The sequence below is a fragment of the Pseudomonas sp. W5-36 genome (assembly GCF_046540455.1).
In the GTDB taxonomy this organism is placed as follows: domain Bacteria; phylum Pseudomonadota; class Gammaproteobacteria; order Pseudomonadales; family Pseudomonadaceae; genus Aquipseudomonas; species Aquipseudomonas graminis_B.
In genome coordinates this window covers 65,380-77,555 of sequence record NZ_JAXCIQ010000005.1, presented here as the reverse complement: position 1 = coordinate 77,555, position 12,176 = coordinate 65,380, and the positions used below count along the sequence as shown (strand labels likewise).

Sequence of the window (12,176 nt, the reverse complement as noted above, 5' to 3'; positions counted from 1 at the left end):
GACGGGTGCCGGTCAGGCGTTTCGCCGCTACAATGCGCGCCTTGACCGTGACCGTGCCGACTAAAAAAATATGTCTCTGCCCAAACATCATCTGGAATTGCTCAGCCCTGCCCGCGACGTGGCCATTGCCCGCGAGGCCATTCTGCATGGCGCTGACGCGATCTACATTGGCGGCCCGAGCTTCGGCGCGCGCCACAACGCGGCCAACGACGTCAGCGAGATCGCCCAACTGGTCGAATTCGCCCGCCGCTACCACGCCCGCGTCTTCACCACCATCAACACCATCCTTCACGACAACGAGCTGGAGCCGGCGCGCAAGCTGATACATCAGCTCTACGACGCTGGCGTCGACGCGCTGATCGTGCAAGACCTCGGCGTGATGGAGCTGGACATTCCGCCCATCGAGCTGCACGCCAGCACCCAGACCGACATCCGCACCATGGAGCGGGCACGCTTTCTCGATCAGGCCGGCTTCTCGCAGCTGGTGCTGGCCCGTGAGCTGAACCTCCAGGAAATCCGCGCCATCGCCGACGAAACCGATGCCGCCATCGAATTCTTCATTCACGGCGCGCTGTGCGTAGCTTTCTCCGGTCAGTGCAATATTTCCCACGCACACACCGGGCGCAGTGCCAACCGTGGCGACTGCTCCCAGGCCTGCCGTCTGCCCTACACGCTGAAAGACGATCAGGGCCGCGTGGTTGCCTACGAGAAGCACCTGCTGTCGATGAAAGACAACAACCAGAGCGCCAACCTGCGCGCACTGGTGGATGCCGGCGTGCGTTCGTTCAAGATCGAAGGCCGCTACAAGGACATGGGCTATGTGAAGAACATCACGGCCTACTACCGTCAGCGTCTGGACGAGATCCTCGAAGACCGTCCGGACCTGGCCCGCGCCTCCAGCGGCCGCACCGCGCACTTCTTCCTGCCGGACCCGGACAAGACTTTCCACCGGGGCAGCACCGACTATTTCGTCACCGACCGCAAGGTCGACATCGGCGCGTTCGATTCGCCGACCTTCACCGGCCTGCTGGTCGGCGTGGTCGAGAAAGTCGGTAAGCGTGACTTGCAGGTGGTGACCCATGAGCCGCTGTCCAACGGTGACGGCCTCAATGTGCTGGTCAAGCGCGAAGTGGTGGGTTTCCGCGCCAACATCGCCGAGCCAAAAGGTGAGTTCGAAGAAGACGGCGAGAAGCGTTACCGCTACCGCGTCGAGCCGAACGAGATGCCAAAAGGTTTGCAACTGCGGCCCAACCATCCGCTCAGTCGCAACCTCGATCACAACTGGCAACAGGCTTTGCAGAAGACCTCGGCCGAACGCCGCATCGGCCTGTCATGGGTGGCGCGCCTGCGTGAAGAGCGTCTGGAACTGGTCGCCACCAGCGAGGAAGGCATCAGCGCTCGCGTCGAGCTGAACGGCCCGTTTGGCGTCGCCAATAAACCGGAGCAGGCGCTGGAGCAGCTCCACGATCTGCTCGGCCAGCTCGGCACCACCGAATACCACGCGACTGCCATTGAGCTGGACGCGCCGCAAGCGTTCTTCATTCCGAACTCGCAACTTAAAGCGTTGCGCCGTGAAGTCATCGAGACCTTGACCGCCGCTCGCATCCAGGCGCACCCGCGCGGTGCCCGCAAGCCGGAAACGTCGCCGCCGCCGGTTTACCCCGAGGCGCACCTGTCGTTCCTGGCCAACGTTTACAACGAGAAGGCGCGGCACTTCTATCACCGTCACGGCGTGCAGTTGATCGACGCCGCGTACGAGGCCCATGAAGAGAAAGGCGAAGTGCCGGTGATGATTACCAAACACTGCCTGCGCTTCTCCTTCAACCTGTGCCCCAAGCAGGCCAAGGGCGTGACCGGCGTGCGCACCAAGGTCGCGCCGATGCAACTGGTCCATGGCGATGAGGTGCTGACGTTGAAGTTCGATTGCAAGCCGTGCGAGATGCACGTGATCGGCAAGATCAAAGGCCATATTCTGGGCCTGCCCCAGCCGGGCAGCGGCGTTCAGGTGGTGGGGCATATCAGCCCTGCTGATCTGCTGAAGACCATCCCGCGCGGGGCGCACTGATCCTGCTATCGCGTTGATTGCTCGCGCTGCACCTCCAGGGCTGCAGCGCGGTCAGTCAGCGCCGTGCGACTTCGTGCTTGATGCAGCCTTCGTAATACACCTGTTTGACGCATTCCGGCCGCAGCCTCGAAGGGCTGTCGTAAGTCTGCTCGGTAATGCCCAGGGCACTCATGCGCATCCATTGCTGGGCGAAATGCTGGGCCTGCATCTTCTTGCGGGCGCCGTACAGCGTCAGGCCGGACAGTTTGTATTGTTGAGCGGTACCGGCCATCCCCGCGCCCCAGGTGCAGAGGTCGCGTTCGTTCTTGTTTGGACTGCGCGCGAAGGCCTGGGAAGTCACCGTTATGAGCACGCAGAAGGTCAGTAGAGTCTTGAGAAATGACATGCGATTCCTTGCCTAAGTGACTGATCAGGCGTGGATTCTGACGAGGTACGGCGCCCATCGGGGCCAGCATATTGCCTTTTTTGTTTGTCAGCCGACCAATGACACCTGCACCCCTGCGCTCCACGGCACGGCGTCACATTTGAGTAACGAAAGCCTGCGCCGCCTGCTACCGTGTAGGGGTTACGTATGAACCTTATCGACCGATCCCCGGTCGATAGATGCACCTCTGGTTCCGTCGACCGTTGTTGTACCCGACCGAACCCGCTTATTTCCAGAAGGACCGTCCATGATTCCGATTCAACGCATCGCTTGGCTCAAGGCCTGGGGCGCCCATGGTTTTACTGCCACGGGCGTGGTGCTCGCCTTTCTCGCGACCATTGCTCTGTTCGACAACCAACCCAAGGCGTGCCTGCTCTGGCTGGGCTTCGCCCTGATCGTCGATGGCGTAGACGGCTCCCTGGCGCGCAAGCTGAACGTGCAGTCGGTCCTGCCGCACTTCGACGGCTCGGTGCTCGACCTGGTGATCGATTACCTGACCTACGTGTTCATTCCCGCCCTGTTCATCTACCGCTACATCCCGCTGCCGGAATACACCCTGCTGCTGACCACCTCGATCATCCTGGTGTCGTCGCTGTTCTGTTTCTGCAACGTCGAAATGAAAAGCAAGGACAACTACTTTCAGGGCTTCCCCGCCGCCTGGAACGTCGTCGCCCTGTGCGTCTACATCCTTTCTCCGGCGCCGTGGCTGACTTTCATCACGGTGATCTGCCTGGCGCTGCTGACGGTGACACGCATGAAGTTCCTGCACCCGTTCCGCGTCCGCCGCTTCATGCCCCTGAACATCGCAGTCACTGCCGTGTGGTTCTTCTGCAGCTTCCTGCTGGTGATGAATCATCCGTACAACGGATCGGTGGCCCTGTTCGTGTGGTTGGCCATGTCAGCGTACTTCCTGGGGATCTGCATCTGGCGCACGTCCATGGAATGGATCGACAAAGCCCGCGTCTGATTCAACAGACGACTTTCTTCGACGCATAAAAAAGCAGCCCTCTTCGGAGGGCTGTTTTTTTGCGCAGGATTTGGATGAAGCGTGCTGATGCGGGTTTACAGGGTGTAGCTCAACGGCAGCTGGGTCGTGGACTTGATCTGCTCCATGGCGAAGCTGGAACTCATGTCAGTGATGCCCGACAACTGGATCAGCTTTTTGTAAACGGCATCGTAGCCAGCGATGTCCGGCACCACGATCCGCAGCATGTAGTCGGTATCGCCCGCCATGCGGTAACACTCCACCACTTCGGGCAGCGTGGCGATCAGATCATGGAAACGACCCAGCCACTGGGCGTTGTGCTGATTGGTTCGAATGGCGGCGAACACCGTTACCGCGACGTTCAACTGCGCCGGGTCAAGCAGCGCAACCCGCCCGCGAATCATGCCCTGCTCTTCGAGCTTTTGTACGCGACGCCAGCATGCGGTGCTGCCGAGGCCGACGCTGTCGGCAATTTCTGCAATCGGGCGGGTGCAGTCGTTCTGCAGAATGCTCAGGATGGCCTGGTCGAATTTGTCCATGGAACGCGCGGTGGCCTCGGTAAATTCATATGCCGGGAAGCGATAAGGATAGGCCAGAAAGGCCAGCTCATAAAATGATATTCCCTTTAATGAGCCTTTGATGGAAATTAATTCTAATCCGAGGGCAAATCTCCGTTGAGGAATCAATTTTTTTTCACCCTGACGCTAGTAGTATTTTCGGCACGACGGACAGCGCAGAACTCCCCATGAAAACACTCCCTTGTTATTTCGATTACGCCGCCACCACCCCGGTCGATGACCGCGTCATCCAGGCCATGGTCACCTGCCTCGGCCGCGAAGGTACCTTCGGCAACCCGGCCTCCAGCTCCCACGCCTACGGCAATCAGGCCCGGCAGTCCGTGGAGTTGGCGCGCCGTCAGGTTGCAGAACTGGTGGGTTGCAGTGCCGATGACCTGGTCTGGACCTCAGGCGCGACAGAGTCCAACAATCTGGCGATCAAGGGCATCGCGCTCAACCCCAACAATGGCGCCCGCCGCCACCTCATCACCAGCACCATCGAACACAAAGCCGTCATCGACACCGTTCGCCAGCTTGAGCAAGCCGGTTGCCCGGTGACCTGGCTCGAACCCGACAGCCGCGGCCTGATTCACCCCGACGCCGTGCGCCACGCACTGCGAGATGACACGCTGTTGGTGTCGCTGATGCTGGTCAACAACGAACTGGGCACCGTCACCGATATCTCGGCCATCGGCCAAATCGTGCGTGAACACGGCGCCCTCTTCCACGTCGACGCCGCCCAGGGCGCTGGCAAACTGGCGATCGACCTGAGCGCATTGCCGGTGGACCTGATGTCCTTCTCCGCGCACAAAACCTACGGCCCGAAAGGCATCGGCGCACTCTATGTCGGCGACCGCGCGCGATCGCTGCTCGAAGCACAGATGCACGGCGGCGGCCACGAACAGGGTTACCGCTCCGGCACCCTCGCCACCCACCAGATCGTCGGCATGGGCGCGGCGTACGCACTGGCCAGCGCCGAAATGGACGAAGAAGCCGCGCGCATCGCTGCGTTGTCCGCGCAACTGCGCGAAGGCCTGCTCGGCTTGGACGGCGTGAGCCTGAACGGCGATCCCCAACAACGCGTTCCCCATACGCTCAACGTCTGCATCGACAGCCCGGGGTTTAACGTTGCCAGTCTTGCCAGCGAACTGGCCGTTTCTTCGACCTCGGCGTGTAACTCGGCGAGCAGCAGCGTTTCTCACGTGTTACTGGCGTTGGGGCTGAGTAAAGCCCAGGCCGGGAGCAGCTTGCGGTTAAGCCTGGGGCGGTATACCGAGGTGAGTGATGTGGAGAAGGCGATTGCAGTGATTGCCGGGAAGTTGACTGCGCCGGCTACGACGTTTTGGTAGGAAAGTGGGTTGATCGTAAAGGGACGATTATAAGGGGACTGATTTATTTACAGCGCTTCACCGTAAATTAATCTGTCCCCGATAGCGGAAGGGGTTAAAGGTTCAAAAGACGATCGTAAGGGGACTGATTTATTTACAGCGCTTCACCGTAAATCAATCTGTCCCCGATGGCGGAAGGGGTTAAAGTTTCAAAAGGTATCCGTCCCCTTTAACCCCTCAAGCCACAGTGAATTTTGGTCATAATAGCTTAAGCGTGCATCGTAATTCGCCTCGGTCTCGGAGATGCAATCTTTCAAGTAAACAAACTCTTGATCTGCTCGGACGCAATACTCACTCGCCCTCAGAGCGCTCATAAGGCAGCGGGCGGTAAGAACATTAGGAAAAACCAATCTATATTCGTGACTCATGAGCCGTGCGGCCTCCCTCGAACTGTGGGTAAATCGATGGGGTTACGGATGTCAATATGACTTTCACTAGTTCAAGGGGTCCGTCCCAATAAGCTATCGTAGGCAGCCCGCCTTAATACGAAAGAACCCAAAGAGCATTACTCCCTACGTCTATTTTTATTTTTAGTCTCTTCAAGGTTGTATTCTGCTGCGCGAGCAACATGCTTGTTTTGATCATTAAGTAGTCTTTCCAATATTGTAATTGGTGCTTTTTTGTTGGCGGCCACTGCGATGCGTACAACGTAGCTCTCATCCCTAGATAGAACTTCGAAGAGCGCCGGTGACAGCTTTCTTTTTGCTGCAACGAACTGCCGGACGGTGCTATCAAACTGGCATAGCTCTTCTAGGATCTCTAATGGGACATTTTTATTATGCGAAACCCATCTTCTGTAATTCGGGTATCTTTTTATTACATCTCGCCATACCGAAATCGGGGCCTCCTCAGTTGCAGCTCTATCGTATTCACTTTTGATGGAGCTACTCCGTAAAGCAATAAACTCCTCAGCAGATGTAATCATTTTTCATCCTTACACTTCAAAGATTTAAAACTAATATTCTTTCCGACCCCACTTTTATGCTTGTTCATATGGTCTCCGTAAATGTCAGTGTCCGCGAGCCACTCGCCAGATTCGTCGTAGACTTTCCAAGCACTTTCACCATGGCCTGTCTTATCTACTGACCACCACTGCTGTTTTTTAGGATCTAGGTAGTATTTCGCATAACCCACGCCAGGGACATTACCCTCGCAAACCCTGTCGTACCGATTTACCTCCCATTTTTTTCTGCATGCGCGTTTACAGTTTTGGTTAGGCTTATCAGACTTAGGCTTTCGCCCCGGTCCAACGGCCGAACTTGCCAGCCCTAACGGATCGACCCAGCTGATTGAGTTCGGCCCGTATTGGTAGATGTTCAGTCCACCTAGATACCCAATCGGGTCCTCGCTAATGAACCGCCCGACCCTTGGATCATAGTATCGATGCCGGTTGTAGTGCAGGCCGGTTTCGTGGTCGTGGTATTGGCCTTGGAAGCGGATCGGGTTGGTCAGGCCGACTTGTTGGGCGAACTCCGAACGGTTTTCTTGCGCTTCGCCCCAGGCTTTGTATTGCGCGCTCCATGCGGTGTGGCCGTTCTGGTCGGTGATTTCCTGGGGGGTGCCGAGGTGGTCGCATTGGTACCAGGCCAACGCATCAATCGGCAGCGCCACCGGTTTGTAGTTCCACAGCGGGTCTTCTTTGAAGTTGTAGCGACCTTCGTATGCCGGCTGGCTGACGAGGCGGATGGTTTCGTGGCGGATGGCCTGGGCCACGGGCACAAAGGTGCCGGGTTCGTGGATGTAATGCACCGTGCGGCCTAGCGCGCCGGCATAGGGCGGCGGACTGCTTTCCCAGGCGAGGTTGTCGCCGTCCCAGCCGTAGAGGGTGAAGCCGCAGCCGAGTTCGCGCTCTTTGCGGGCGTGTTCGTTTTCGTTCCAGCCGGTGCCGGCTTCGGGGCGTGGCCGGTAGTGGGCTTTTGAGAGTTTGTAGAGGCGACGTCCGAGAGGGTCGTAGCCGAAGTCGACAGTCAGGCGCGGATCGTAGAAATGTACAAGGCGATCGAAAAGGTCCCAGTGCAGCTCGCTACGCAGGCCTTTGGTCCAGCGCTCGGTCAGGTTGCCGCGTTCGTCGTACTCGTAGTGGTTGCCGGCGTAGTCGCGCAGCAGGTTGTCCACGAGTTTGTTGCGGACACGTTCGGGATCGAGTGGACGGCGGACGGGTGCTGCGCTGTCGTCGAGCAGGTTGCTCGCGGGGTCGAAGGCGAAGTGCTCCGTGCCGAGGCGACTCGTGGCGGCGAGCAGGCGGCTGACGGGATCGTATTTATAAGCAAGAGAACCGCGACGGCTGTCGTTGATGTCGGTGAGCTGCCCGGCAGCGTCGTAGGTATACGCGCGTTTAATGAGTGTGGCTTTGTCGTCTGCTAGGCCCAGCAGTTGTTCTTGGAGGCGTCCTGCTGGGTCCCAGTTTTGGGTTTGCAGGAGTTGGTTGCCCTGATAACGGGCGACTTCGCGGTGAAGATCATCGCGCTCGTAGCTCAGCAGCTCGTGCTCGTCGAGCTTCAGACCGAGCAGATGACCGCTGCCGTAGGTCAGCCAACTGACGCGGTGGCCGTCCGGGCGAATGGTGGCAACGCGGTTGTTGAGGGCGTCGTACTCGTGCTGCCAGACCGCAGCCAGGGGTTTATCCAGATTCGAGTAATGCTGATGTTCGCGCAGCAGATTGCCGGCCGGGTCATGAAACCATTGCAGCTTGCTGACGGCGTTGGTCGCCATGACCAGATGGCCATTGCCGTCGTAGGCAAAGGTTTCGCTCTGGAACTGTTCGCCGAGGGTGGCGCGGCGCTCGGTCAAGCGGCCCATCGGGTCGAAGGTCAGTGCGATAGTGCGTTGGCCGTTAACCGTTTGAGCAAGCCGTCCTGTTTCCGAATCGTACTGATAGCGAGTGCAGCGATTGTCGAAGCCGCGTTCTTCCAACAGCCTGCCGACCGGGTCGTAGTGAAAGTGGGCGCGGCGTTCGTTTTCGTTTTCCAGCGCAACGAGACGGCCGAGCTTGTCCCAGCGGTAGCGCAGGGTTTGGTCGGCGGCATCGACGCGTTCAGCGATAAAGCCGGCAGCGTTATAGCGCCAGGTGGTACAGCGTTCGAGGCCATCCGAATAAGCCAGCAAACGACCTTCGGCATCGCGGCTAAAACGTTCTTCGGTTTTGTCCGGATGCTTGATCAGCACTAACTGACCTAACTTGTACTCGTAGGTCGTGCTGTGCCCGGCCGGATCGGTAAAGCGGATCATTTGGCCGCGTTCGTCGTACTCCCAATCACTGACCTTGCCCGAGCAGTCGGCGTACTTAACCAGCTGACCCGCGTCGTTGTAAGCCAACGATTTGGTATTCCCGTAGGCATCCTTGATCGCCGTTGGAAGCCCGAACGAGTTGTAGGCGTATTCGGTAACGTTCTCTAGCGGATCAATCGCTTCGATCAAATTGCCCCGAAGGTCATAGTCCCGTTTCCACAGCCCGCCCTCGCCATCGCTGATCTTGATCAGGTGGCTTTTGTCGTCGTAGGCGTAATTGATGACGCTGTGGTCAGCGCGGGTGTGTTCGGTCAGGTTGCTTAGCTTGTCGTAGCGATAGCGATCCGTGCTGCCGTCGGTGTGGACATGGCGGATGATGTTCTTGGCAGCATCACGGAAGAACCACTCAGAACGGCCGTCAGCATGGCAGATGCGGTACGTGTAACCGAGGCTGTCGTAGTAGTGCCGGGTTTCGTGACCGAGTGCATCAGTGACATAGGTGAGACGAATGTTTTCATCCCACGCCAATCGCGTATCAAAGCTGCCGTCGTCCGCCCACTCGCGCGCGGCCTTGGCGTCGGGACCGGTGCCTTGCCACTGCAGGTTCAAACCGCGATTCGTACGGTCGGTGTAGCGCGTGATCAGGTGATCTTGATACTGATAACTCCATGTACCGCCGTTCTCGTCCTGAGCCAGAACAAGATCGCCAGAATCATCGTACTGATACGCGCACAGTTGACGTTTAACGTCCCCGCCACGAATTTCCCAAACACCCGTCAACCGCCCCTGATCATCAATCAACGTACCCAGGCGCAGATGGACTTTGTTTACATCTTTCTCCGAGTAAGTCACCAACTCGGAGAGCACCACCCCCCCGCCGTGCGGATGCTCGTAATGCAGCATCACCCCAGCGTCGTTGGGCAAAACCTTGTTGATCAGAACAAAACGACCACCCCGTCGAACATAGGTTTCCCTGTGTTCCAGGCCACGCATCAGCACTAACCGGTCCTTGCTGAGGCGAACGACGGTCAGGTTTTCAATGGCGTTGAAGTGAAAAAGTTTTAGCTTGGGAAGAGGAAATTCATGGCTACGCCCATCGGAGTCATGAAACACCAAACCATCACCGACGAGATCGAAGCGTGTAGTAAACGGCGTAATCCACCGTGCGCCGATAACATCCTCATCGTAGGCATCCAGACTCGAACAATAAGTCCGCGTCCACTCAATCGGAAACGGCCCTGGCAGGCTGAAATCGGTATGACTGACCGACTCCGAACCCATCGCAAAGCTGATGCTCTTGATCGTCGACGCACAGGCGCAATTCTTCTGTTCGTTGGGCCGACCCTTGGCAGGCCTCTCGTGCTGAACAACTTCGAGCTTGCCTTCGCCGGCCCGGCGCTTGGCCTGATTAACCATCCCCGGCTTTATGTTGAAAGACTGCCCATGCCCGTTGCGCGCCCGCCAGGAGACCACTGCACCCGCCAAAGTCTGCAGCAACGCCCCAATCGAGTTCTGGACCCCAGGATCCGCCAGACCATTAATCTGGGTCCGAAGCTCCGAGCCCATGGCACGCAGCGCTTTGGCCTGCCTGCGTACCGGGTCTTTCAGCACCTCAGGCACAAGATGCTCGACGGTGCCGTTGACGATGTGTTGGCCGGCAGCGATGTAAACGTCGGCAACCGCGATGAAGATATTGGAAATCGCGCCTTTGGGATCGTAGTCCCACTGCTGGCGCCCCTCGCTGATCAGCTCCACCGCCTCAAGCAGATTGCCCTCGGCATCGAGATCGCCGTTGATCACGCTCTCCAGGCCCTTGGCGATCTCGTTAAACACGCCTTCGCCCAGTTTCCCCGCAGCGTCGAGAACCCCGGGAAGCTTGCCCTGCGCCTGGGTCACGAAGTCATCAAGCGTGCCAACGATGTCCGCATTGAGATGCCCAATCAGCACCTCAATCAGCGATTCCCCAAGCACCAACTTGCCCGCCTGACGCATCTCCTGACGCACCAGAAACAGCGTCGGCCGCAGGCTCATTCGCGCTGCCGCCATGGTCGGCGGCGTCGGCAAGACGCCAATCAGATTGATGCCCAGACTCACCCAATCCAGCGGATCGCGCGTCTCACTCGTCGCCAGCCGAACGATGTCATTCAGCGCATCAACCAGCGCCATGATGTTGCCCACCACCGGTAGAAAACCGGCAGCGCTCTTGATCCGCCCAAGCGAAACAACCCCGCCGCTGATGTCCTGCAGCCAGGCATCGACATTGGCCGCGCCGGCCCCGACGTCCTCAAGCTGGATCTGATCAAGCGGCACAACCGCCACTTCAGGTTCGCGTTTCTCACCACCAACAGGCAGATTTAAGGGGGTCGCCAAGGATGCTCTCCGTGCTCAAAAACCATCCGAAAAAGCGTGAATGCCAATCCGGGGGCGACGGAGATATCAAGGGCTATGCCAGCTATCAATTAGCCAAACAAAATCAACAGCTTAAGAGAAACAACGGCAGGTTTAAGCGAACGCTCAACCCGAAAACAAAGAACAAGTGCGCAAGAAGTTGCGCACCCCTGTGCAACTTCTTGCGCACTCGTCTGCACACCACGAACGACGTGGCCTCCAACCCATCAATCACCCCACTTCCAACAAACGAGTGCGCAACTTTTTGCGCATTATGGCTAAGAGTCATCCCGAAGCTCTCAGCGCCAGCCCCTCCCCAACCCCACGGTCAGAAATCCGAAAATCCCTGATCAGCATCAAGCAGGCGCCATCAGGACGAAGCTGATAGACTGCGCCCCGAAATTACTTAAGAGGAACGCTTCATGGCCACTAACCGCTCCCGTCGTCTGCGCAAAAAACTCTGTGTCGACGAGTTCCAGGAATTGGGCTTCGAACTGAAGCTGGGCTTCAAAGAGGACCTGGATGACGAGGCCATTGATGCTTTCCTCGACGCTTTCCTGACAGAAGCCATGGACGCTAACGGTCTGGACTATGTCGGCGGCGACGACTTTGGCCTGGTCTGCCTGGCCAACCGTGGTTCGGTCAGCGAAGAACAGCGCGCCGCTGTCGAAGCCTGGCTCAAAGGCCGCAGCGAGCTGACTGAAGTTGAAGTCAGCCCTCTGCAGGACGCCTGGTACCCGGAAAAGCCGATCAACGCGGCTGTCTGATTAGCGGGCGGGCCTTCCCGCCGAGCTGATACGGAAAAAGCCATCCCCCGGGATGGCTTTTTTGTGTCCGGGATTCAAGCATTCACTCGCCAGAAAACGTGTCCAGCTATCACTCATCGCACTGCCAGGTGCAAAGCCCAGCCAGACACAGGCAGAGAAATTCACGGTTTAACGTGACTTTAAATGGGCAAGCGCAAAAAATAGCGCGGTTTGACGGCTGTACCCCGGCGCAAGTCACGAAAGCTTGGGGCATAATGCCGCTTTACCGAAACGCCAGTGTCACGCCCTGCTATCGGGCATTTTCTGGCGGTTCGTTCACCGTGCTAGGGAATTCACCCCCTCTTCATCTCCGTGTTTGCTGCAGTAGGGTTTAT

General features: G+C 58.0%; 8 protein-coding genes. 4 read left to right on the top strand and 4 right to left on the bottom strand.

What is annotated here, in order from left to right; genetic code table 11:
- Positions 1–70 precede the first annotated feature (70 nt).
- Positions 71–2,065, top strand: coding sequence for a peptidase U32 family protein (locus SLW74_RS10910; RefSeq protein ID WP_065988793.1), 1,995 nt, complete (start codon positions 71–73; stop codon positions 2,063–2,065).
- A gap of 55 nt (positions 2,066–2,120) precedes the next feature.
- On the opposite strand, the gene SLW74_RS10905 is transcribed toward SLW74_RS10910, so the two are convergent.
- Positions 2,121–2,450 carry a hypothetical protein gene (locus SLW74_RS10905; protein WP_410928862.1) on the bottom strand — a complete coding sequence of 110 codons (330 nt, stop codon included), beginning with the start codon at positions 2,448–2,450 and terminating at the stop codon, positions 2,121–2,123.
- Positions 2,451–2,736: 286 nt separating this feature from the next.
- On the opposite strand from SLW74_RS10905, the gene pcsA reads away from it, so the two are divergent.
- A complete protein-coding gene (pcsA, locus tag SLW74_RS10900) occupies positions 2,737–3,456 on the top strand; it encodes a phosphatidylcholine synthase (RefSeq protein WP_065988791.1) in 720 nt (239 codons plus the stop codon).
- 95 nt (positions 3,457–3,551) lie between these two features.
- On the opposite strand, the gene SLW74_RS10895 is transcribed toward pcsA, so the two are convergent.
- Positions 3,552–4,013 (bottom strand): Lrp/AsnC family transcriptional regulator, encoded by a 462-nt coding sequence (locus SLW74_RS10895; RefSeq protein ID WP_192130271.1) that lies wholly within the window; start codon positions 4,011–4,013, stop codon positions 3,552–3,554.
- Positions 4,014–4,219: 206 nt separating this feature from the next.
- Here SLW74_RS10895 and SLW74_RS10890 point away from each other — a divergent pair, with 206 nt between their 5' ends.
- The gene (locus SLW74_RS10890) at positions 4,220–5,380 is read left to right on the top strand and encodes a cysteine desulfurase family protein (protein WP_410928861.1); all 1,161 of its coding nucleotides are present in this window, start codon (positions 4,220–4,222) and stop codon (positions 5,378–5,380) included.
- Positions 5,381–5,924: 544 nt separating this feature from the next.
- On the opposite strand, the gene SLW74_RS10885 is transcribed toward SLW74_RS10890, so the two are convergent.
- Both SLW74_RS10885 and SLW74_RS10880 read right to left on the bottom strand, forming a co-directional pair.
- Positions 5,925–6,344, bottom strand: a complete 420-nt coding sequence (locus SLW74_RS10885; protein ID WP_244656862.1) for a hypothetical protein — start codon at positions 6,342–6,344, stop codon at positions 5,925–5,927.
- On the bottom strand, positions 6,341–11,017 hold the full coding sequence (locus SLW74_RS10880; RefSeq protein ID WP_410928860.1) for an RHS repeat-associated core domain-containing protein: 4,677 nt from the start codon (positions 11,015–11,017) through the stop codon (positions 6,341–6,343). The genes SLW74_RS10885 and SLW74_RS10880 overlap by 4 nt, the downstream gene beginning before the upstream one ends.
- Positions 11,018–11,457: 440 nt before the next feature.
- Between SLW74_RS10880 and SLW74_RS10875 the strand changes: the two genes are divergently transcribed.
- The gene (locus SLW74_RS10875; protein WP_065988787.1) at positions 11,458–11,802 is read left to right on the top strand and encodes a YggL family protein; all 345 of its coding nucleotides are present in this window, start codon (positions 11,458–11,460) and stop codon (positions 11,800–11,802) included.
- The last annotated feature ends 374 nt before the right edge of the window (positions 11,803–12,176 follow it).

Bases quoted from the DNA above. Each gene is read 5' to 3' on its own strand.
- pcsA (WP_065988791.1), top strand. From the start codon at position 2,737: ATGATTCCGATTCAACGCATCGCTTGGCTCAAGGCCTGGGGCGCCCAT.
- SLW74_RS10895 (WP_192130271.1), bottom strand. From the start codon at position 4,013: ATGGACAAATTCGACCAGGCCATCCTGAGCATTCTGCAGAACGACTGC.
- SLW74_RS10890 (WP_410928861.1), top strand. From the start codon at position 4,220: ATGAAAACACTCCCTTGTTATTTCGATTACGCCGCCACCACCCCGGTC.
- SLW74_RS10885 (WP_244656862.1), bottom strand. From the start codon at position 6,344: ATGATTACATCTGCTGAGGAGTTTATTGCTTTACGGAGTAGCTCCATC.
- SLW74_RS10875 (WP_065988787.1), top strand. From the start codon at position 11,458: ATGGCCACTAACCGCTCCCGTCGTCTGCGCAAAAAACTCTGTGTCGAC.
- SLW74_RS10910 (WP_065988793.1), top strand. From the start codon at position 71: ATGTCTCTGCCCAAACATCATCTGGAATTGCTCAGCCCTGCCCGCGAC.
- SLW74_RS10905 (WP_410928862.1), bottom strand. From the start codon at position 2,450: ATGTCATTTCTCAAGACTCTACTGACCTTCTGCGTGCTCATAACGGTG.